This window comes from Caballeronia sp. S22 (assembly GCF_964261745.1).
Lineage (GTDB): Bacteria > Pseudomonadota > Gammaproteobacteria > Burkholderiales > Burkholderiaceae > Caballeronia > Caballeronia jiangsuensis.
The window spans coordinates 3,153,902-3,176,411 of sequence record NZ_OZ180035.1; the positions used below are offsets into that span (position 1 = coordinate 3,153,902).

General features: G+C 61.4%; 19 protein-coding genes and 1 riboswitch. Of the genes, 11 read left to right on the forward strand and 8 right to left on the reverse strand.

Going from position 1 to position 22,510, the window contains the following annotated elements; all coding sequences use genetic code 11:
• Positions 1-18: 18 nt before the first annotated feature.
• Together ACEN42_RS14810 and ACEN42_RS14815 are read right to left on the reverse strand one after the other, a co-directional pair.
• Positions 19-858 (reverse strand): Cof-type HAD-IIB family hydrolase, encoded by an 840-nt coding sequence (locus ACEN42_RS14810; protein WP_238209566.1) that lies wholly within the window; start codon positions 856-858, stop codon positions 19-21.
• 33 nt (positions 859-891) lie between these two features.
• Positions 892-1,809: a BadF/BadG/BcrA/BcrD ATPase family protein gene (locus ACEN42_RS14815; RefSeq protein WP_371880309.1), complete on the reverse strand. Its 918-nt coding sequence runs from the start codon at positions 1,807-1,809 to the stop codon at positions 892-894.
• 113 nt (positions 1,810-1,922) lie between these two features.
• Between ACEN42_RS14815 and ACEN42_RS14820 the strand changes: the two genes are divergently transcribed.
• From ACEN42_RS14820 to ACEN42_RS14830, 3 genes are all read left to right on the forward strand, one after another.
• Positions 1,923-2,528, forward strand: a complete 606-nt coding sequence (locus ACEN42_RS14820) for a DNA-3-methyladenine glycosylase I (RefSeq protein ID WP_371880310.1) — start codon at positions 1,923-1,925, stop codon at positions 2,526-2,528.
• A gap of 435 nt (positions 2,529-2,963) precedes the next feature.
• The gene (locus ACEN42_RS14825; protein WP_035497918.1) at positions 2,964-3,389 is read left to right on the forward strand and encodes a hypothetical protein; all 426 of its coding nucleotides are present in this window, start codon (positions 2,964-2,966) and stop codon (positions 3,387-3,389) included.
• Between the two features lie 16 nt (positions 3,390-3,405).
• On the forward strand, positions 3,406-3,783 hold the full coding sequence (locus tag ACEN42_RS14830; protein ID WP_238285369.1) for a hypothetical protein: 378 nt from the start codon (positions 3,406-3,408) through the stop codon (positions 3,781-3,783).
• Positions 3,784-3,897: 114 nt separating this feature from the next.
• On the opposite strand, the gene rpsU is transcribed toward ACEN42_RS14830, so the two are convergent.
• Entirely contained in the window at positions 3,898-4,110 is a 213-nt protein-coding gene (gene rpsU, locus ACEN42_RS14835; protein WP_008351904.1) for a 30S ribosomal protein S21, read from the reverse strand.
• A gap of 348 nt (positions 4,111-4,458) precedes the next feature.
• A complete protein-coding gene (locus ACEN42_RS14840; protein WP_371880311.1) occupies positions 4,459-5,409 on the reverse strand; it encodes an aldo/keto reductase in 951 nt (316 codons plus the stop codon).
• A 243-nt stretch (positions 5,410-5,652) separates the two neighbouring features.
• On the opposite strand from ACEN42_RS14840, the gene ACEN42_RS14845 reads away from it, so the two are divergent.
• From ACEN42_RS14845 to ACEN42_RS14865, 5 genes are all read left to right on the forward strand, one after another.
• Positions 5,653-6,765: a flagellin gene (locus ACEN42_RS14845; protein WP_371880312.1), complete on the forward strand. Its 1,113-nt coding sequence runs from the start codon at positions 5,653-5,655 to the stop codon at positions 6,763-6,765.
• A gap of 195 nt (positions 6,766-6,960) precedes the next feature.
• A complete protein-coding gene (gene fliD, locus ACEN42_RS14850) occupies positions 6,961-8,499 on the forward strand; it encodes a flagellar filament capping protein FliD (RefSeq protein ID WP_371880313.1) in 1,539 nt (512 codons plus the stop codon).
• Between the two features lie 21 nt (positions 8,500-8,520).
• Positions 8,521-8,820 (forward strand): flagellar protein FliT, encoded by a 300-nt coding sequence (locus tag ACEN42_RS14855; protein WP_371880314.1) that lies wholly within the window; start codon positions 8,521-8,523, stop codon positions 8,818-8,820.
• A 197-nt stretch (positions 8,821-9,017) separates the two neighbouring features.
• A complete protein-coding gene (locus tag ACEN42_RS14860; protein WP_371880315.1) occupies positions 9,018-11,126 on the forward strand; it encodes an FkbM family methyltransferase in 2,109 nt (702 codons plus the stop codon).
• 227 nt (positions 11,127-11,353) lie between these two features.
• Complete coding sequence (locus ACEN42_RS14865) at positions 11,354-12,016, forward strand: NeuD/PglB/VioB family sugar acetyltransferase (protein WP_371880316.1); 663 nt, start codon at positions 11,354-11,356, stop codon at positions 12,014-12,016.
• 125 nt (positions 12,017-12,141) lie between these two features.
• Here ACEN42_RS14865 and ACEN42_RS14870 read toward each other — a convergent pair whose 3' ends face one another.
• The 3 genes from ACEN42_RS14870 to ACEN42_RS14880 form a co-directional block, all read right to left on the reverse strand.
• A complete protein-coding gene (locus ACEN42_RS14870) occupies positions 12,142-14,445 on the reverse strand; it encodes a tetratricopeptide repeat protein (protein WP_371880317.1) in 2,304 nt (767 codons plus the stop codon).
• Between the two features lie 127 nt (positions 14,446-14,572).
• Positions 14,573-15,718 carry a dTDP-4-amino-4,6-dideoxy-D-glucose aminotransferase VioA gene (vioA, locus tag ACEN42_RS14875; RefSeq protein WP_371880318.1) on the reverse strand — a complete coding sequence of 382 codons (1,146 nt, stop codon included), beginning with the start codon at positions 15,716-15,718 and terminating at the stop codon, positions 14,573-14,575.
• A 270-nt stretch (positions 15,719-15,988) separates the two neighbouring features.
• Positions 15,989-16,999, reverse strand: a complete 1,011-nt coding sequence (locus tag ACEN42_RS14880; protein WP_238209548.1) for a sodium:calcium antiporter — start codon at positions 16,997-16,999, stop codon at positions 15,989-15,991.
• Between the two features lie 88 nt (positions 17,000-17,087).
• Positions 17,088-17,260: riboswitch (yybP-ykoY riboswitch) on the reverse strand.
• A gap of 188 nt (positions 17,261-17,448) precedes the next feature.
• On the opposite strand from ACEN42_RS14880, the gene ACEN42_RS14885 reads away from it, so the two are divergent.
• Entirely contained in the window at positions 17,449-19,044 is a 1,596-nt protein-coding gene (locus ACEN42_RS14885) for an ABC transporter substrate-binding protein (RefSeq protein WP_371880319.1), read from the forward strand.
• Positions 19,045-19,050: 6 nt separating this feature from the next.
• Here ACEN42_RS14885 and ACEN42_RS14890 read toward each other — a convergent pair whose 3' ends face one another.
• Positions 19,051-20,124, reverse strand: a complete 1,074-nt coding sequence (locus tag ACEN42_RS14890; protein ID WP_238209543.1) for an MBL fold metallo-hydrolase — start codon at positions 20,122-20,124, stop codon at positions 19,051-19,053.
• A 105-nt stretch (positions 20,125-20,229) separates the two neighbouring features.
• Here ACEN42_RS14890 and ACEN42_RS14895 point away from each other — a divergent pair, with 105 nt between their 5' ends.
• Positions 20,230-20,652: a MerR family DNA-binding transcriptional regulator gene (locus ACEN42_RS14895; protein WP_238209541.1), complete on the forward strand. Its 423-nt coding sequence runs from the start codon at positions 20,230-20,232 to the stop codon at positions 20,650-20,652.
• 32 nt (positions 20,653-20,684) lie between these two features.
• Positions 20,685-22,487, forward strand: coding sequence for a bifunctional isocitrate dehydrogenase kinase/phosphatase (gene aceK / locus ACEN42_RS14900; protein WP_371880320.1), 1,803 nt, complete (start codon positions 20,685-20,687; stop codon positions 22,485-22,487).
• Positions 22,488-22,510: the final 23 nt, after the last annotated feature.

Genomic DNA, 22,510 nt, shown 5'->3' on the forward strand with positions numbered 1-22,510 from the left:
GCCCATCGCGATCGACGCTCAGTCGGGCGTCTGTCCCGGCGACGCCAGTTCGTCGCGAATGCCGAACAGCTTGCGCAACTGATGCGCAACGCCCGCTTCGAAGTTGTTCCCGACGCGCGGCACGTCTGGCAGACGCTTGATGAGGTCCGGATTGGCGTTGTTCATCATGAACGGATGCCCGGCGGTTTCGAGCAGATCGATATCGTTCATGTTGTCGCCGAACGCGACGCACTGCGCGGTATCGACATCGAGCCGCTCCAGCACGAAACGCAGCGCCCGCCCTTTTGATACGTCGGACGTCATCACTTCCAGGCAATCCGGCAGCGAATACGTGACGTAGAGCGAATCGCCGAATTCACGTTCGAGGTTCGCGGCGGTTTCCTTCAGATCCGCCGGCTCACCGATATACAGCACTTTCGCGATGTTCACGCCGTCATGCTCGCGCAAATCCATCACCTCGTACTTGAAGCCCGAATCCTGGTGGAAAACCAGCAGTTCGGGCGCGTGGCGGTCGATGAGCCAGGCGTCGTCGGCGAACAGATTGACGATCACGCGGCCGTGCGCGCCCGCGAGTTCCGGCTGCACGAGACGGCGTACGGCGGCGGGATCGAGGTCGCGCGAATAGATGCGCTCGTCGCCGGGCGCATGCACGCGCGCGCCGTTTGACGTGATCAGATATGCGTCGACGCCGAGCAGATCGCGAATGCCGGCGACGTCACGGTAATGCCGGCCCGTCGCAATGATGATGGGCACGCCGCGCGCCGCTAGCGTGCGCACGGTTTCGGCGGTGAAGGGGTCCAGCTGGTGGTCGCTGTTCAGAAGCGTACCGTCGAGATCAGTAGCGATGACCGAGTACATGACTGCCTTTGTGGTGCCGCAAAGCTCGTTATTTTATCGCGCCGGGCTGCCGGCAGCCCCGAATGCGGACGCCGCGCGCCGCGCCAGTTCGAGTGCGCCCGCTGCCGAATCCGCACGCGGCGCCCGCACCCGTTCCCGCAACACGTCCGGCACGAACGGCTCGTAAGGCTCGGCAAGTCCGCCGCACAGCGCGACGGGCAGCGCGCCCGCCGCATCGAGCGCCGCGACCAGACGCTCGATTTCGAGCGCCGCGCGCTTGAGCAGCCGCGCCGCGACCGGATGATCGTGGAACTCGAACACGGTCGGCGCAAGCGTCGCGTAACCGGTCTGGTTCGCGGCGCAAAGCCACACGACGAGGCTGTCGCGATCCGTCGCACCGGTGCGCGCGAGCAGCGCACGCGACCATGCGTCTTCGGTCGCGCGGCCGTCGAGCACGCGTTGAAGATGAACGACCGCGCGCAGGCCGAGCCATGCGCCGCTGGCTTCGTCGCCGCTCGGGAAGCCGTAACCGCCCGCGATGCGGCAAACGCCTGCCTCGTCCAGCGACGCCGCGATGCTGCCCGTGCCGAGCGCGACGATCACGCCGGATTCGCCGCCATGCGCGCCGAGCACGGTCGTGTAGGCGTCGCTTTCCACGCGCAACGCGCGCACGTCCGGCGCGCAGGCGTGGAAGGCCGCGAGCCAGTCCGCGTTGTTCACGCCCGCCAGTCCGCAGCCGAGCACGCAGTTGCGCCAGTCGAAGGGCAGCGCGGCTGCGTCGAACGCTTGCCGGCACGCATCGCCGATGGACTGCCACGCACGTTCGACGCCGAGCCCGAGTCCCGACGGTCCGCCATTCGCGCGTGCGAGCTCGGTGCCGTGCGCGTCCGCGAGGACGACGCGGGTGCCGCTTCCGCCGCCGTCGATGCCGAGCAGGAAGCCGTTGAATTCCGATGTCGAGGATGTAGTCATGGGCGCAAGCTTACCGGTGGCCACGGCGCGCGCCAATTGGCCGAATGGCAGAGGTGGCGCGTCGCGGACGTTCGGCTATGCTGACGCGATCCAAAAAACGACGAGGACTCGCAATGGCAGACACCGATCACACCCGCTGCGCCTGGGCCACGACCGACGCGATGATCCAGTACCACGACGACGAATGGGGCGTGCCTTCGCGCGACGACCAGCATCTGTTCGAAATGCTGATTCTGGAAGGCGCGCAAGCCGGCCTCTCCTGGTCGACGATCCTCAACAAGCGCGAGGGTTATCGGACGCTTTTCGCGGGCTTCGACATCGACAAGGTGGCGCGCTTCACCGAGAAGGACATCGAGCGGATCGTGCTGGACGCGCGCGTCGTACGTAACCGGGCGAAGATCGAATCGGCGGTGCTCAATGCGCGTGCCGTGCAGCAGATCCAGCAGGAACACGGCTCGTTCGCGGACTTCGTCTGGTCTTTCGTCGATGGCAAGACCATCGACACGCCGCGCGATGCCGCGAACCCCACGCCGGCATCCACGCCCGAATCCGACGCCTTGAGCAAGGCGCTCAAGAAGTACGGCTGCAAGTTCATCGGCACGACCATTTGCTACGCCTTCATGCAGGCCACCGGTTTGGTCAACGATCACGCCGTCGGTTGCATATCGCGAGAAAAACCTAAGACAAAAAGGAAGACGGCCGCCAAATCCACACGCTGAAGATATTCGTATGCGGGAAATTTTTGCTTTTTGGCAACACGTCTGAGTACAAAATACGTCTCTTGGCGTAAACACCTATAGAAGCCGATTTTTTTGCAGTGAAGCACGCGCAATGCCCCGAATTGCAAGGCTTTTTGCCGGGTTTTCCGCACTGCACGAACGTACGAGCCGTGTAAAAATGGCGTCCTCGCGTGCGCTGGCGCACCTTTTTACCGGACCGAACCGTTATAACTGACGGTGTACGGATCGTTCACTGAGTGTAGAAATCCGACGCGAGCCAGTCCGGGAAACCGCCGTGCTCGATGCAGTGTCCGAGCGGCGAAGCGTTCATTCAGGTTGCCACATTCGCAACGACGCCGCCGCTCCGGTAAGCAGGTGCAGCTTCTCGAAAACTCAAACGCACGGCCGCTGCGCAGGGGCGCAGGGGAGATGATCATGAAAAGCTTGAACTTCCTGACCCATCAGGAGATTTTCAACGGCGCGGTACAGCATCTTTTTGTGCAAGGGCAAGCGGCTTTGCTGCCGCAGGGCGGCGGCGCGTATCGCGGATACTGCGGCGGCTGTCCTGTCGGCAGCTTCATCAAGCCGCGCGACTACATCACCGCGATGGAAGGCGTGCCCATTCGCTATATCGCGAAGCCGCCCGAGCAGGTGCCGGCGTACATGGATGTCGGCGTCGCGGCGCTCAGGCGCGCGCTGCTCCGTGCGCGCATCAACGTGTTCGATCCCAATACCGTCGAATTGCTCTCCTGTCTGCAGAACGTGCACGACGTCTTCGGCAAGTGGGAGTGGCGCGAGCGTCTGACGTCGATCGCGCGTCAGTTCGGGCTGTCCGCCGAACTTCTCAAAACGGCTGCGTGATATTGCAGGTGCTGTGATGTTGAGCCCCATTACGATGTTGAGCCCGAAGGAGATTTACGAGCGCGTCAGCGAGCACTTGCTGACGCAGCGCGCGGTGTCCGAAGACGACAACGGTTCGTGCCGGCTCCGCAGTCCGGAAGGCCGCAAGTGCGCGATCGGATCGCTGGTGCGCGACGAGCTGTACGAGCCCGAGCTGGAAGGCGTCGGCATTTCGTACTATCGGCATGCGCGGGACGGACGGCTGTTGCGCGCGCTCTACGCATCGAACGTGAATGCCTACGATCCGAACATCATCGATCTGCTGATCGAGCTTGAGGAAGTACACGATTACGCCGATATCGACGAGTGGCCGGAGCTGCTCGCGGCGCTCGGAAAGCGTCACGCGTTCGTGTGACACGCGCAATATCGTAGTTCGAAGCACAAACAAAACGGCGGTGCGCCCATTTGGGTCGCACCGCCGTTTTGCCATGCGGACGAGAATCCGAAAATTCTCGCCGGCCAGAGACGCTTAGTGCATCTTCTTCGGCAGCATCTGGCTGCGCAGGCGCTTGCGCAGACGCGCGACAGCGGCGGCCTTCTTGCGCTTGCGCTCGGTGGTCGGCTTTTCGTACGACTGGCGCTCGCGCAGTTCGGCGATGAGGCCATTGCGCTCGATGGTGCGGCGGAAACGCCGAATCGCGACATCGAACGGCTCGTTTTCTTTGAGGACGATAGTGGTCATGTAAATCCTGAGTTTGCTAAACGTATTTTCAAGCGCGCGACGATAGAGCTGCCGCGCCCCGGCACTCCGATCGTCCGCCGGACATGAAATAGCGCGGCGGACACGAGCAAAGCGGCCACGGAGGCCGGAAAAGAGATCGTTGGGATTCAGCCGCCAAAGCGGCATGCGCTTTCGAAGGAACCACACGAACGCGCGTTTCGGAGCCGTTCGCCGCTGCTTGTTGACGTTGTCATTCTCAGCGGCGAAGGCAGGAAATCGGGCACATTTCTCGATTCGGGCGCGATGTTACCAGAACACCGCACCACTGCCAACTCCCCCCGATCCATCCAACCCATTGATGCAACAGATTTATTTCTGCCACGCGCTGGCTTCGTCGAGGAGCTGGATGTCGTCGGCGGCGAGTTGCAGACGCGTCGCGGCGGCGAGGCTTTCGAGTTGCCCGACCGACGTGGCGCTGGCGATCGGCGCCGTCACGCTCGGACGCGCGATCATCCATGCGAGCGCGACGGTCGCGGGCGTCGTGTCGTTGCGCTTCGCGACTTCGTCGAGCGCATCGAGAATCCTGAAACCGCGCGCGTTCAGATATTTTTCGACGCGCGAGCCGCGCGCCTTGTGCCGCGTGTCTTCCTTCGACCGGTACTTGCCCGACAGGAAACCGCTCGCGAGCCCGTAGTACGGCACGACCGCGATCTTGTGCTGTTCCGCCACCGGCTCCAGACCGGTTTCGTAGCCTTCGCGATCGTAGAGGTTGTATTCGGGCTGAAGGATCTGATACGCCGGCAGTCCCGACTCCTTCGCGACTGCAAGCGCCGTATCGAGCCGCTCGCCCGTGTAGTTCGACGCGCCGATCACCCTCACCTTCCCCGCCTTGATGAGCTTCTGATACGCGTCGAGCGTCTGATCGAGCGGCGTGTTCTCGTCGTCGTAATGCGAGAAGTAGACGTCGATGTAATCGGTCTTGAGACGCCGCAGCGAATCGTCGACGGCCGCCGCGATGTTCGCCGCCATCAGCCCGGCGCGCGTGCCGAGCTTGCCGACTTTTGTCGCGAGCACGACCCGATGCCGCTTGCCGCTTTCCTTGAACCACTTGCCGATGATCGTCTCCGATTCGCCGCCCTGATGCCCCTCGACCCAGGCGGAATAGACGTCCGCGGTGTCGATGAAATTCAGGCCGTGGTCGACGAACGCGTCGAGGATCGAGAACGACGTGCGCTCGTCGGCAGTCCAGCCGAATACGTTGCCGCCGAAGACGAGCGGCGCGATCTTCAGGTCCGATGTGCCGATGCTGCGTGTCTGCATGTGTGCTCCGAATGCGCGAAAAGAACGGACCGAAAAGCATACGCGCGAAACCGGCGCCTTGCTGGGCGAGCGTTCGCAGGCTTACGACTGCATTCATTACACAAATCGTTTGCGAAGGGCTTAAGTTTTTTTCGTGGGGCCCGATAACCACAAGTAGGCGGCCGGCTATCACCGAGCGCAGGACCGCCAGGCAACACTCGGTGCCAAAGCCAAAGCCAGACAAAGTCTCCCAGGAGAGCAAAAATGATCGGTATCAATAGCAATATCAATTCGCTGGTTGCCCAGCAGAACCTCAACGGCACGCAAAGCGCGCTGTCGTCGGCCATCACCCGCCTGTCGTCGGGCAAGCGCATCAACAGCGGCGCGGATGACGCAGCCGGCCTCGCGATCGCCACCCGCATGACGGCGCAGATCAACGGCCTGAACCAGGGCGTGTCGAACGCCAACGACGGCGTGTCGCTCGTTCAAACCGCAAACAGCGGTCTGTCGCAAATCGCCGACAACCTGCAGCGTATTCGTCAGCTGGCTGTTCAGGCTTCGAGCGGCTCGCTCTCGACGTCCGACCAAGCTGCACTGCAACAGGAAGTGACGCAGCGTATCAGCGAAATCAACCGTGTTTCGTCGCAAACGACGTTCAACGGCAAGAGCCTTCTCGATGGCTCGGCAGGCAGCCTGTCGTTCCAGGTTGGCGCGAACGTCGGCCAGAGCATTTCGGTTGACCTGTCGAGCGCGAACGTGTCGGCTACGGCACTCGGCACGCCGTCCAAGGGCACCACGCTGGGTACGATCGACGGCCTGTCGCTGGGCACCAACGGTGCGTACACCACCGGCGGCACGATCACTTCGGTGACCGTGAAGGCCGACGGCAGCGGCGGCTTCACCTACGAGGACAACGCCGGCAATGCATTCACGGGCTCGAACTTGTTCAGCTCCACGTCGGGCGGCAACTTCACGCTCAACGGCGCAGCATTCAGCGGCGGGGCTCCGACCTCGGGTACGCAGGTCACGGAAGTGGCGTCCCTGAAGACGGCCGCATCGGTTCCGAACATCAACAGCATCGACGTTTCGGCAAGCGGTGGCGCAGCATCCGCGATCTACTCGGTCGACAACGCTCTCGCGACGATCAACACGCTCCAGGCAAGCCTGGGCGCCACGCAGAACCGCTTCTCGTCGGTCGCGTCGGCTCAGTCGGCTCAGGCGACCAACCTGTCGTCGGCTCAGTCGCAGATCATGGACGCGAACTTCGCGCAAGAAACCGCGAACCTGAGCAAGGCGCAAGTGCTCGAGCAAGCCGGTATCTCGGTTCTGGCGCAAGCCAACTCGATGCCGCAGCAAGTGCTGAAGCTCCTCGGCTAAGCAACATCGCAGATGCAGTAAGCGGCGCGCGAATTACTTGAAACGCGCGCCGTTCATGACGAAACATCGCAACACAGAAGCAACGAAGCAGCAAGTCAGCGCACCGGGAGCTCGTCTCCCGGTTCGCGTTTGCGGAAAACCCAGCGTTTTTCGCCCACATTCAGACAAACGCCACACGCAACGAACGGAGTACACATGACCACCGTAGCCACGACCTCCACATCGGGCACCACTGTCGATCCGAACAGCGCCGTACAACAGGCTGCGCAGTCGATCATCAGCGGTTCGACGAATTCGACGATGGACGTGAACTCGCTCGTTTCGGCGCTCGTCAATGCGAAGGTCGCCGGACAGACCGCCGCGCTCACCAACAAGCAGACAGCCGACAACACGCAGCTCACCGCGGTCGGTTCGCTCAAGTCTGTGCTCTCGCTGCTGCAAAGCTCGCTCTCGAAGCTGGCCGACGGCACGTCCATGTCGTCGTTCACCGCGACTTCGGACGGCAAGGGTCTCACGGCATCCACCACCACCGGCGCGGTAGCAGGGAGCTATGCGGTCAACGTGACGAACATCGCGTCGGCGCAGTCGCTGACGTCCGGCGTCTTCTCGACGACGGACAATCTCGGCTCCGGCACGATGACCATCAAGGTCGGCAACAAGCAAAGCACGATCACGCTCGACAGCAGCAACAACACGCTCTCGGGCATCGCTAACGCGATCAATTCGGCGTCCGACAATCCGGGCGTCACGGCAACCATCGTCAACGGCACGGACGGCGCGCACCTCGTGCTGCGCTCCTCGTCGACGGGACTCGCCAACGCCATCAACATCGGCGTCACGCCGGACGCCAGCTCCACCAATTCGCCGATCAACAAGCTCGCGGTCACCTCGTCGACCACGACGACCGATCCCGCCCCGAACGATCCGAACAGCACGATCACCGTGCCCGAGCACACGACCATCGACGGCACGAATGGCTGGAAGCAGACGACCTCGGGCGTGGACGCGCATCTGACGGTCGCGGGCACGGCGATCACGAGCGCGTCGAATTCGATCAAGGGCGCGATCACCGGCCTCAACATGTCGCTCACGTCGGACTCGGTTGGCACCACGCAGAATCTGACGATCGGTCAGGACATCAGCGGTCAGAAGACGACGATCGACGCATTCGTTACGGCGTACAACAACTTCATCACGACGGCGGCGTCGCTCACGTCGTACGACTCGACGGCCAGCTCGCAAGGCGCGCTGCTCGGCGACTCGATGATGAACGCGATCAAGAACACGATTTCGAGCACGATCAGCAAGGGCATCGGCAGTGGGACCAATCAGGTGAACCTCGCGTCCATCGGCATCACGTTGCAGCCGGACGGCACGCTGAAAACCGATGAAGACGCGCTGACCGACGCCCTCACCAATAGCACCAGCACGGTAGCCCAGCTGTTCAATTCGAGCAACGGCGTCGCGGCGCAACTGAACACGAGCCTGACGAGTTATCTCGCGACGGGCGGCCTCATCGACACCCGCACGACGGCCCTGAACGCCGATCTGAAGAGCATCTCGGATCAGCAGACGCAGCTCACCTCGTACACGCAGCAGTTGACCACTCAATACAACACGCAGTTCACGGCGCTCAACACGCTGATGTCGCAGATGCAGACTCAGTCGAGCTACCTGACGCAGCTGTTCGGCGGCACCAACAGCGCGGGCGCAATGGCCACGAACGCGAAGTAAGCGCGAATACCGGAGTCGAACATGAACCAGTACGAATTGATCCAGCACGCCTGGACACTGACCGAGGCCATCGAAGCCGCTGTCGCCGCGGAGGACTGGGTGAAAGCGGCCGAACTCACGCAGGCGCGCACGCCGCTCGTCATGCAGATCGGAGCGGAGCAGTCCGCCGACGCGCTCGTCATCATCCGCAAGATTCAGGCGAGCATCGAGTCGATGATGTCGCAAGTGCAAGAGGCGAACGTGCTGCTCTCGACCGGCTATCGCCTCGCGATGGACAAGGCAAATGCCGCTGGCCGATATCACCAGGCTGCGCGGTTCTGAACGTCACTGGGCGCGGTGCGAGGTCGAACTGGGCACTGTGATCGCGCCCCGCTGCTAGTCACACTCGTCTCGTGAATTGGCTCGTGTTTGCCCTCCAGTTCGACGCTTTGTCCACGCAAGACCCTCGCTAGAATTTTGCTACACAGGTTACCCGTTTTCGGGCGACCGCCAACTAGCGAAACGGTCGAGGGACGCAGATGTCGCAATACGAAGCAGCCGAAAAAATGCATCAGTATTACCGGGATGTCTTCACCCGGGAATTCTCCTTTCCGGCGATCGGCAACCTGCCGCGGGAACTCGTCCAGACGGCGCTGAATTCGTGCGATACCGCCGCGCTCGCCGAACATCTGATGCCCGTGCACTCCGGGCTGCCGGCAAACAAGGACGCAGCGCTCAAACTGATGCTGCTGCTGATCTCGCAAGCGAACCTGGCGTTCGACGCTTCCCGCGACGGACTGCAAACGCCATTGCAGCGTCCGCTCGTCGATGCCGTCAAGACCGGTGTCGATCGCGTGCTGAGCCTCGATCCGACCGAGCAATATGTCGTGATCGCCGCTCAGTTGCTGTATCGGCTCGGCGAAATCGAAGCGATGATCGCGCTGCTGAACCAGGTGCCCATGCTGGTCGAGAAATCAGCGACGCTGCAAATGATGATGTCGATGGTCTCGACGATCGCCGGCGACTACGAAGCAGCGCTGCCGTTCCTCGAACGACTCTTCGCGGCAAACGTGCAGGCGCGCAATCCGACGGTTTCGCTGATGGGCATGGCTTGCGCCTACAAGCTGGGCGAGCGTCCGACCGATCCCGTCGATTTCTCGATTCTCACCGCGCCGGTCGCCGCGCACGCTCCGTTGCCTTCATTGAATTGGCTCATCCGGCCTGAGGCCGGTGTGCGAAGCCGCCCGACCGTTCTGATCGCGTGCGATGAAAATTACTTCTTCGCGCACGCGCTCGCGCTGATCGGTTCGTTGCGCGAAACCAATGCAGATGAACTGTGCGTTCACCTGCATCTCTACGCCCCGAATCCGAGTGTTCGCGCTTATGTGACGCAACTGTACGAGCGCTTCCCGGAATTGACGATCACCGCGACGTTCGAGGAACCGACCTGGGTAAAGGAAGGAGCGAACGTCTATTTCGCGTCGCGCCGCTTCGTGGTCGCGTCGCAATTGCTCGAGATGCTCAACGCGCCGGTGATGGTCGTCGACGCCGATTGCCTGTTCCGCAAAAGCTGGCGGAAGTGGATTGCCGAGCACGATCTGCATGCCGATGTGATCACCACCGACCTGCCGTTTGCGCCGTTCTGGGAGAAAGTGCCCGGCGGCTTCGTCTATCTCGCCCCGACGGAAATTGGTCGCCGCTATATCGGCCTGGCTGCCGCTTTGATCCACCACAATCTGGCGCAGCACAATCGATTGTGGTTTCTGGATCAGATCGGTCTCTCGGTTGCATTCGACGAAGTGCTGGCCAATGCACCCGCCGGGTCGTGGCAAGGCGGAAAGAAGCTGTTCGATATCAGCCACTCGGATGATGCGCTGACCTGGGTCGTGACGACGGTCAAGCACTCGAAAGGTCGCTATCACGACTACAAGCGTTCCGTGATGGAGCGGCAAGGCTGGCTATCCTGGAACACGCCCGGCGATATTTTCCAGATCCTCAGCGAGCGCACCCAGAAGGTCGATTTCATTCAAGTTGGCGCAATGGATGGCAAGAGCTATGACCCGATTCATCCTTACGTGAAGCAATTTGGCTGGAAGGGCATCCTCATCGAACCGCTCCCCGACATGATGGTCCAACTCAAGGCGAACTACGCCGGGACCAACGGACTGATCTTCGAGAACGTGGCGATCGCGGAACAAGCTGGCAGTTTCCCCTTGTACCGGGTTACACAGGAGACCATCCGCAAACATAATCTGCCGCATTGGCTCGGCGGAATGTCGACCTTCAGCGACACGAAACTGAAGGATTTTGAGGACTACGTCGAAGTTCAGATGGTCGAGGGATTGCCGTTGCGCGCTGTCCTCGATCGCAACGCGGTGTCGCACATCGACGTTTTGCAGATCGATACGGAAGGGTTCGATTACCGGGTATTCCGGCAATTCGATTTCACGGCATATCGTCCGAAAGTCATCAATATCGAGGTCGTGAACCTGTCGCAGGAAGAACATGCCGCGCTCGCGAGCGATCTCGTCGATCAGGGATACATCTTCTTCTACTACGAGATGGATCTAATGGCCGTCGATCTGCGATTCTTCGATGCAGCCTTGCCTGAGAAATTGACGATCGCCGAAGCGGAAGCCCTGGCTTGAATCGTTGACGCGCGCCGGTAGCGGCGCCGGTCGATCGGGCGGAGCAGACGGGCGCGGATGTGAAATCCGCGCCCGTTTTCCGTTTACTCGCCGCCCTTTCCTCCTTGCCCGACGGCAGCGCTGCAAAACCTGCTCGTCGCGGGATCGCCTACAATCAATGACCCCTCGACAAAGTCGGCTCACACGCCATGGGTTATCTGAATTTCTCCCTCGATCTGGAGTGAACAATGGAGCGCATCGCAATCTATGGTTGCGGAGGTTCCGGCCGGGAGCTTCTGCCTCTGGCAAGAACTCGCGCCAGCCTTTCGGACGTCCCGCCGGATATCGTCTTCGTGTCTGACACGGCATGCGAAATCGGCACGGAAAAGAACGGTGTAGTCGTGATCTCGTTCACTGATCTCATCTCGTCCCGGCATAGAGACCGTGAGGTAATCGTGTCGCTCGGCTCGTCACCGGCGCGCCGATCCATCGTGGAACGCTGTGAGCGCGAGGAACTGGTATTCGGGACGCTGGCTGCATCGACGTACGTCTGTCAGGATGACGTGCAGGTGGGTGAAGGCGCCGTGTTCTGCGACTTTTCCATGTGCAGATCGAATGCGAGGATCGGTCGCCACTTCCAGTGCAACACCTATAGCTACGTGGCGCACGACTGCATCGTCGGCGACTTCGTCACGTTCGCGCCACGGGTATCGTGTAACGGGCGCGTCGTCATCGAGGACGACGTCTATATCGGCACCGGAGCCGTTCTGAGGCAGGGCTCGCCCGACAAGCCGCTGCGCATCGGAAAAGGGGCGACCGTCGGCATGGGCGCCGTCGTCACGAAAGACGTTCCGCCGGGCATCACGGTCGTCGGAAATCCGGCTCGCCCGCTCGTGCGAAAGAAGGCTTGAGCAGCGGCCGGCACGAATGGCGCCGAGCATGAAGACTCGCCTGGGTCGCCTCAATGACGAAAGCCGCGGCGACTTCCCGTCTCCCGCGGCCATTCGAAACTAAATCGACAAGCTCGTGCAATCGCTCAACCGTCGATCGGACTTCCGGTTGCGTCGATATGCGCAGCGGGCAGTCCGTCACACCATCGTTGCCACATCGTTCTGAATGCACGAGAGACGCCTTCGGCAACCACATCCGGCTGGAACACGGCCGACTGACGGCAGCGATCGCGCAGGCCCAGCCTGATTTCGTTGAGCGTGGCAAGCTCGCCCACGGTCGATACGGCCAATCGAACAAAATCGTCCTGATCTCGCGCGACGAAGCGATCGAGCCCGACATGCGCCGTCCATGCGGTCGAGGCGCGGCTGACGAGCGAGTCGCCGACCATCGTCAAGGTCGGCACGCCCATCCACAGCGCGTTGAGCGTGGTGGTCGAAGCCGAATACGGAAATGCATCGAGGCACATGTCGACCTGATGGTGCTGCTGCAAATACACGGAGACGCTCGATCGCTGCCGGAACGCAAGCCGATATTGCGATATGCCCGCGTCGGCGAACCATTTGGTCACCCTCGCTTCGTCGGACTGGTCACCCTCTCTGCGCATTGCGCCGATGAGCATCCTGGAATTCGGCACCGCATGCATCACTTTCGCCCAAAGCGCGATCACGTCCGGGCGAAGCTTGTTAATGCGGTTGAAGCTGCCGAAGGTGACATATCCATTGTGGAGTGCCGGCAAGAGGTTGACTGGCGGGCTGTTCTCCGCGGGGATGAACGGTCCGATCGCAGGCAGATGCACGATCTTTTCGGTGAGTTGACCAGACACCAGTTCAAGCGGCGCGAAAAAGCGATCGGCGAGGTAATAGTCGACCGTCGACAGCCCTGTCGTTGCCGGATAACCAATCCAGCTGGCCTGAATCGGTGCGGGTTTGCGGACGAAGGACAGCAGCCGGTTGCGACCGGTATGGCCCGACAGATCGACGAGAATGTCGATGCCGTCGGTTTGAATCGTGCGCGCGAGCTGCTCGTCGGACATTCTTGAAACCTGACGCCAGTGCGAAGTACAGGCGCGGAACCGCTGGGTCGTCGCGTCCTCGACCGTGTGGTTGTAGTAGATATAAGTTTGAATGCTCGAGTCGTCGGCCATGCTCTTCAGCACGGGCAGCACGTAAGACGCCACCGCGTGAGTGAAAAGGTCGCCCGAGACGAAACCGACCCGCAGGATTCGGCCGGGGGATCGATCGATTTGACGCTTCAACTGGAGCTTCGGAATCGATGCCTCGTGGTGATGTGCGAAGTTCCGATGCTCCGCGAGCAAGGCGCCCTGATCGATGTCCGTTTGATGCACGAGGCAGAACAGCAGATTGCTGTGGGAAGCGGCGTCGCCGGGGTTGACCTCGACTGCACGGCGCAGATGTTCTGCCGCCTCGGACATCATGCCGGCCTCGAGCATCAGCATCCCGAGCGTCCCGTGGTTTCCCGATGAGGACGGCGCCAGTTCGATGGCCCGGCGGCACGAGGCCACGGCATCGTGGAACCTTCCCAGGCCACCCAGCGCAATGCCCATGATGCGGTAAGCTTCAGCACGGTCCGGAGCGCTTTCCAGAATGGTCCGGCACTCGCTTTCCGCGGCGCCGTGCTGCCCCAGAACCACGAGCGTATCGGCGAGCAACACGCGAGTCTGAATGTCGCCCGGTTCCAGTTCGATCGAACTTTTCAGCGGCGCGACGGACTCGCCATGCCGGCCATCGCGATTGAGCGCAACACCCAGGCAACGCCACGCACTTCCGTCCTGCGGATAGCGCTGGGTCATGGTGGACGCGGCTTTGGCAGCGTCCCCGAACTGGCCTTTGTTGAACAAAGCCGAAAAGTGATTGATCTCGCGCGTCGAAGGGCGGCGGATTCCTGTCGCGCCAACTTTCCTGACCTTGGCATCGACGACCGGCGCCGGAGTCGGCGCGGCGGCAGGCACGAAGCTCACTTCGACCGCACCCGTCATCCGTCTGATCAGGTGGTCCGCCAGGGGTCCTTCGAGTCCGTGCTTCTGGCCGATTTCGAAAGCGATCCAGGCCGCCGACACCTGCTTGTCCTCGATCAGCGCGTTGACGTAGGCGAACCAGTACTGACCGTTCTGCGGTATTGCCCCGATGCTCGCTTCGAAGTGAGGCAGCGCCCTGGACGGACTGCCGGTTTGCACGTACAGCGTCCCAAGATGAAAGTTCGCGTCCGGCTGACCGGGCATTGCCGCCAGAATGCCGAGATACAGACGCTCGGCCTCGCCGTGCTCGCCGTTTTGCTGATGCTGCAGCGCGGTTTTCAGGGCGACGACGATATCCTGTTCGGACGGAGATGCAAGGGCGACGGCTTCGGCGAGCGACAGATGGCTATTCATGATGTTCTGTGTTACTTGGAATACCGCAAGTGTGCGGTCTAGGCATCAACGTTCATCTCCGAAGATGACGTCAGAAGGGGGCGTTGTTCGACCTATGACCTAAGCGCGGTCATCGGTGTCGCGCGGCTCAGCAGCTCTCGATGACCTCGACGATCCTGTCGATATCTGCCTCGGACAGCCCCGGGTAAATAGGCAGGCACAGCACCTTGGACGAGGCATCCGCCGCGCAAGGCAAGTTGCTTCGATGCGCTGACGGCAGTCCCCGATACATCGGGAAATCGGAGATCAGCGGATAGAAGTAGCGACGGACGATGATTTCCTGTTCGCGAAACTTGTCGTAGAGCGCGTCGCGGCTCAGCGGAAAGTCGGCATCGACTTGAATCGGGAAATAGGAATAGTTGGCCACCGTTTCGCCGCTGTCGCCAAGGCATCGGATACCTCGAACCTGACTTAGCAGCCTGCGATACGTCGCGTCGATTTTCTTGCGCGACTCCAGCGCGGCGTCGATGTGCTGAAGCTGCAGCATGCCGAACGCGGCGTTCACCTCGCTCATCTTGCCGTTGATTCCCGGCGCCACGACCGTGACTTCATCCACGAAACCGAAGTTCTTCAGATGATCGATTCGCTGTTTCGTTTTCGCGTCGGGACAGATGATCGCGCCGCCCTCGAACGTGTTGAACACCTTCGTCGCATGAAAACTGAGTACGGAGAGGTCGCCGTGCTGCAGCACACTGCCCGATTCGGTGCGCACGCCAAAGGCGTGGGCCGCGTCGTAGATGACCTTCAGGTTGTAGTTGTCCGCGATTTTCTGAATCGCTTCGACGTCGCAGGGATGGCCGTAGCAATGCACGGGCATGATTGCGGTCGTCTGCGGCGTGATCGCTTCCTCGATCCTCTTCGGATCCAGATTCAACGTGTTCGGATCGATATCGACGAACACCGGCTTGATGCCGTTCCAGAGCAGAGAATGGGCCGTCGCGACGAACGAGTACGGCGTCGTGATGACTTCACCGGTAATGCGGTGCGCCTGCAGCGCAGTGACGAGAGCAAGCGTACCGTTGGCGAACAGCGAGAGATACTTCACGCCGAGATAGTCGCAGAGCGCCTGCTCAAGCTGGCGGTGAAACGGTCCACCATTGGTCAGGATCTTGCTCGACCAGATTTCCTGCAAATAAGGCAGGAACTCCGCGAGCGGCGGCAGGTGCGGCTGGGTGACGTAAATGCGTTCGTCGGTCCGTGGAGGAACGGCGCGAAGTTGTACGCTGGCGGACATATGGGTTTCCTGTCGGACCGAAGATGAGTGTCCGGCAAATTATCCGTTCGACGACCGCGATCCAAAGCCCGGAGATGAGGCGGGAAACCGTGCTACTTCCGGCAATGGCCCCCGGGGCCGGCTGCGCTCGATCCGCCAGATTAAACGCCACGCCCTAAAGTTTTTTTCTTTTCACGCCGATAACGAACTCAAGAACAACAAGAACAACGCGCCGATGTCCGGCGCGCTGCTTCGCTCTTGATGCCCGCTTCGGCGGGCATTTCTTACTTCTCAGCGCCCGAGCGTCAACGCGAGATACGCCGCGTACAGCACGCCGTTCCCGAGCAGCGCCCACAGCACGACGCCATTGTCTTTCGCGTTGAACCGCAGCCACGCCGCCGCCGCGAGCGTGATCAGCACACCGGTCAGCACTTCGATCCGCGGCTCCCACGGCGTCAACATGATGCCGATTCCCGGCAGCAACGTCCCTTGAAACACCATCGCCCCGGTGATGTTGCCGAACGCGAGCGTGTCCTTCCCTCTGCGCGCCCACATGATGCTGTTCACCTTCTCGGGCAATTCCGTGGCGATCGGAATGATGATGAGCGACAGCAACAGCGCCGAAATCCCCAGCGCGTGAGACACGCCCTCGACGCCGTGAATGAATCCCTTCGCGCCGCCGACGAGCAACACGATACCGACGAGAAACTGCAGCATGATCGTGCCGAGCGACGTCTTCAAACCGAGACGCGACGCGAACAAGGCCTCGGGCGCCTCCGTCCCGTGTCCTCCCTCGACGAGCTTCGCCGAAGCCCTGAACGTCGAAATCACGTAGACGACATAGACTCCAACCAGCCCGGCCGCAAACAGCGCACGCACCTCCCACGCATGATGCGGCACGAACATCGCGGCGCACGCGATCAGGAACGCGCACAGGAAGAAGTTGAGATCGCGCGTGAAGCCGCTGCGCTCCGGCGTGATCCGTCCACGCAAGCCGCGCGACTTGAGAATCGCGACCGTCATCAGGCAAGTGGAAAGCGTCGCGAGCATGAGCGGCGCGCCGAGAATCGCGCCGACGCCGATCTCTTCATTGACCGCACGGCTCGATGTACCGCCGAGCAATGCGATGATAGGCACCGTCGTCTCAGGCAACGCCGTGCCGACCGCCGCGAATAGCGATCCGGTCACGCCTTCGGAAATGCCGAGCCGTTCGCCGAGATGTTCGAGCGCATTCGTGAAAAGCTCCGAGGCGACCAGAATGATCGCGAGCATCAACGCGAGTTCGAGGAAGAGCATCGTCATGCGGCACCTCGCATCGAAACATGCGACAGGCGCGCAAGCGTGCGCGAGAGACAGGGATGTTGTAGTTGTGGGGACACGATGATTCCACGGCCGGACGTCAAGCGAACCACGATGCGCCACGCGCCGTCCGACCAAGAACGACATAGCGCATCGATGGTCTCGCCAAACCGTTCCGGTCGAACGCGCCACGGCAGCAGAGCCGAGGATGTTGACGCGTTCTCCTTCGCTCACGAAGGAAGGCTACTCCCCAAAGACGGCGCAAGTTTAGCCTGCTGCGCCCGGTTTGGGCAAGCCGCGCATGCGCGGCAGAGAAATGTCATGAATATGCGTATGCCGATCGAATCGTTGTCGGCGCACGATGCATTCGCTAATCTAGCCGCGCCGGGCGCGTCGCTTGCTGCGTGCGCGCCATGCTCATCCACGAACAAAAATGAAGATCGGGAGATCTCATGCGCCTGAAATTATTTGCCGCAGCCGCAGCGGTGGCATGCTTCGCCACGCCGATGCTTGCGCTGTCCAAGCCGCTCACTGTCTGCACCGAATCGAGTCCGGATGGCTTCGACGTCGTGCAATTCAATTCGCTCGTGACGACCAATGCGTCGGCGGATGTCATCTTCAATACGCTCGTCTCCTACGACGAAGCCACGAAGAAGGTCGCGCCCTCGCTCGCGGAAAAGTGGGACGTGAGCAGCGACGGCCTGACCTACACCTTCCATCTACGTCCGAACGTTCAGTTTCAGACGACCGACTACTTCAAGCCCACGCGTCCACTCACCGCCGACGACGTCGTCTTCACGTTCGAACGCATGCTGTCGGACAGCAATCCCTGGCACAAGGTCGCGGGCGCGAGCGGCTTTCCGCACGCGCAATCGATGGGTCTCGTGAAGCTCATCAAGGCCGTATCGAAAGTCGATGACCACACCGTGAAATTCGAGCTCAACGAGCCGAACGCGACCTTCGTGCCGATTCTCACGATGGGATTCGCCTCGATCTACTCGTCCGAGTACGCCGACAAGCTGCTGAAGGCGAACCAGCAAAACGATCTGAACAGCAAGCCCATCGGCACCGGGCCGTTCGCGCTGAAAAGCTATACGAAGGATTCGGTGATCCGCTACGACGTCAATCCGGCGTACTGGGGTCCGAAGCCGAAGATCGACCGCCTGATCTACGCGATCACGCCGGATGCGTCCGTGCGCGCCCAGAAAATCAAGGCGGGCGAATGCCAGATCGCGCTCTCGCCGAAGCCGCAGGATGTGCTCGACGCGAAGAAGGACAAGTCGCTGAAAGTAAGCGAGGCGCCCGCGTTCATGACGGCGTTCGTCGCGCTCAATACGCAGAAGAAGCCGCTCGATAATCCGAAGGTGCGTCAGGCGATCAACATGGCTTTCGATCGCACGACGTACATGAAAACCGTGTTCGACAACACGGCCACGCCCGCGGTGAATCCGTATCCGCCGAATACGTGGAGCTACGACAAGAACGTCACGGCGTACAAGTATTCATCCGCCGATGCGAAGAAGCTGCTCGCCGACGCGGGCTTCCCGAACGGTTTCGACACGACGATCTGGGTGCGCCCGAATGGCAGCGTGCTGAATCCGAATCCGAAAGCCGGCGCCGAACTGCTGCAGGCGGACCTCGCGAAGATCGGCGTGAAGGCGCAGGTGAAAGTGATCGAGTGGGGCGAACTGATCAAGGAAGCGAAACAAGGTCAGCACGACATGCTGTTCATGGGCTGGGCCGGCGATAACGGCGACCCGGACAACTACATGTCGCCGCTCTTCAGTTGCAACGCGGTGAAGTCGGGCATCAACTTCGCGCGCTATTGCGACAGCCAGCTCGACAAACTCATCGCCGACGGCAAATCGACAGCCGATGTCGCGCAGCGCACGAAGGCGTATGTCGATGCGCAGAAGATCATCCACGATCAGGCGCTGTGGATTCCGCTCGTCTATCCGACGGCCGCCGCGCTCACGCGTGCGAATGTTGGCGGCTATAACGTGAGCCCGTTCGGGCGCGTGAACTTCGGCGGCGTTTCGGTGCAGTAAATATTGTCAGGCCGGCGTGAAGCGGATCACGCCATCGTCGCCGGTCTGACGCTTCAACGTTCCATCGAGCCAGAGCAGGTTCAGATGCGCGAGCGCTTCGCCGAGCGCGAATGTCATCTGATGAATGTCGAGCTTGCGCTTGAACATGATCGGCACGATATCGGCGGCGCTGCACGGTTTCGCGGCGCACGCCTCGCGCACTTCCGCCAGCCGCGCACGATGATGCTCGCGCAATTGCCCGATGCGCGTCTGCACGCCGCGAAACGGCTTGCCGTGCGACGGCAGCGCGAACGTATCGGCGGGCATCGTTTCATAACGGCCGAGCGATTCCAGATACAGCGCGAGCGGATTGCCTTCCGGCTCGACCGCGAACACGGACACGTTCGTCGAGATGCGCGGCAACACCATGTCGCCGGAAATGAGCAGCTTGTCGGCCGCGCAGAAGAGCGCGCTATGCTCCGGCGAATGGCCGTAGCCCGACACCACTTCCCAATTGCGCGTGCCGATACGGATAACATCGCCGTTGCGGATGCGCCGGTATTCGGCGGGAATCGACGGCACGAGCGTCGGGTAATAGCTGTCGCGCTTGCGCAAGGCATCGAGCGAGGCTTCGTCGGTCAGACCGTGCGCCGCGAAATGCGCCGCAGCGCGCTCGCCGCCTGCGTTGGAACCGTCGCCCGCGGCCATCACGCGGCCCATCGCGTACTCGCCCAGCGAGATCCACAGGCGCACGTTCCAGCGCTTTTTGTCGCCACCGTTGCAGATCCAGTCGGCGAGGCCCAGATGATCCGGATGGCAATGCGTGACGATCACGCGCAGCACCGGCAGACCATCCAGCACGGAATCGAACACGCGCTCCCAGCTGGCGCGGATCGTGTCGCTCGAAATGCCGCAATCGACGACGGTCCAGCCCTTCACGCCGTCGATTTCGTCGCGCAGCAGCCAGAGATTGATGTGATCGAGCGCGAACGGCAACGGCATGCGCAACCAGAACACGCCCGGCGCCACTTCCTTGACGCCGCCCGATTCGGGCAGTGCGTCGGCGAAAACATAATCGAGCTGGTGTTCGAGGGCGTTCATTCGGTCCGTGCCTCCGGGTTTGCGCCGCGTTGCAATTTGGCGAAGTTGACGATAACGTAAACATCCATTCTAACGTTGCGCGCGCATTTGCGCTGCCGGCCCGCGATGACTCAGCCGACGCACTACACCATCACCGAACTGGCGCGTGAATTCGACATCACGCCGCGCGCGATCCGCTTCTACGAAGATCAGGGCCTGCTCGCGCCGAAGCGCGAAGGCTCGAACGGCCTGCGCCGCGTGTATTCGCCGCGCGACCGCACGCGCCTTAAGCTCACGCTGCGCGGCAAGCGACTCGGCTTCACGCTCTCGGAAATCCGCACGCTGCTCGATCTCTACGACTCGCCCACCGGCTCGACCACGCAACTGCAAGCCTTCGTCGATACGATCGCGGCGCATCGCGAGGTGCTCGAACGTCAGCTCGAAGACCTGAACACGACGCTCACCGAACTCGCCGCGTATGAGGAACAAGGCCGCGCGCTGATCGCAGCGGGAACGGAAAAGCGCGCACGCAAGCCCAAAGCGGCATGACGTGACCGCCACACGCGAAGCGAAGGGTCGACATGAATCATTTCCCCAAGCTGCTCTCGTCGCAAATCGGCTTCGATGTCGCGCAGACGATACTCGAAGGCTTCGAGCATCATTACCGCGTGTTCCGCGAGGCCGCGATCGAGGCGAAAAGTCTCTTCGAGCGCGGCGAATGGCTCGCGTTGCAGCAACTGGCGCGAAACCGCATCGCGTCGTATGACGATCGCGTCGCCGAGTGCGTAACGTCGCTCGAAGACGAATACGACGCCGAAAATATCGACGACGACGTGTGGCAGCAGATCAAGCTGCATTACATCGGCTTGCTGACGACGCACCGCCAGCCCGAATGCGCGGAGACGTTCTTCAATTCCGTGTGCTGCAAGATTCTGCATCGCTCCTACTTCAACAACGATTTCATCTTCGTGCGACCGGCGATCTCGACCGAATATATCGAGAACGACGAACCCGCCGCGAAGCCCACGTATCGCGCGTATTACCCGCAGAAGGACGGCCTCGCCGCGACGCTCGAACGCATCGTCACGAACTTTCAGCTCGAGCCGCCGTTCGAGGACTTGCCGCGCGACGTGCAGTGCGTGATGGACGCGATGCGCGACGCCTTCGGCGATCTCACGCCCGCGCCGAATTTTCAGATTCATGTGCTGTCGTCGCTGTTCTTCCGGAACAAGGCGGCGTATATCGTCGGGCGCGTCATCAACGGCGATGCGCTGCTGCCCTTCGCCATCGCGATCCGGCACACGTCGCCCGGCCTGCTCGCGCTCGATACCGTGTTGCTGTCGCGCGAGCAGGTGCTCATCATCTTCAGCTTCTCGCATTCGTATTTTCTCGTCGACATGGAAGTGCCGTCGGCGTTCGTGCAGTTCCTGAGCACGATCATGCCGCGCAAGCCGAAGGCCGAAATCTATACGTCGGTCGGCTTGCAGAAGCAGGGCAAGAACGATTTCTATCGCGACTTGCTGCATCACCTGTCGCATTCGAGCGACAAGTTCATCGTCGCGCCCGGCATCAAGGGGCTCGTGATGATCGTCTTCACGCTGCCGTCGTTTCCTTACGTGTTCAAGCTCATCAAGGACGCGTTTCCGCCGCCAAAGGAAACCACGCGCCAGAAGATTCAGGACAAGTATCAGCTCGTGAAGCGTCACGATCGCCTGGGCCGCATGGCCGATACGCTCGAATATTCGAGCGTCGCGCTGCCCGTCGCGCGCCTCGACGATGCGCTCATCCGCGAACTGGAGAAGGAAGCGCCGTCGATGATCGAGTACGAAGGCGACAATCTCGTCATCAGACACGTGTATATCGAGCGCCGCATGGTGCCGCTGAATCTCTTCCTGAAAGACGGAAGCGATGACGAAATCGATCACGGCATCAAGGAATACGGCGATGCGATCAAGCAGCTGATCCAGGCCAACATCTTCCCCGGCGACATGCTGTACAAGAATTTCGGCGTGACGCGGCACGGTCGCGTGGTGTTCTACGATTACGATGAAATCGAGTATCTGACCGATTGCAACGTGCGCCGCGTGCCGCAGCCGCGCAACGAGGAAGACGAGTTGTCGGGCGAGCCGTGGTATACCGTCGGGCCGCACGATATCTTTCCCGAAACGTACGGCACATTTCTGCTCGGCGATCCGCGCGTGCGCGAGGCCTTCATGCGCCATCACGCGGATTTTTTCGATCCCGCGCTCTGGCAGCGCTACAAGGAACAACTGCAGCGCGGCGAGCTCGCCGATTTCTTTCCCTATGACCGGGACGTCCGATTCAGCATCCGGTTTCCGGAGCGCTTCGAGAAGTCCGGTCGACAGGACGCGCGCGCCGCCTGACGCGCGCCGTCCCGCTTTGACTA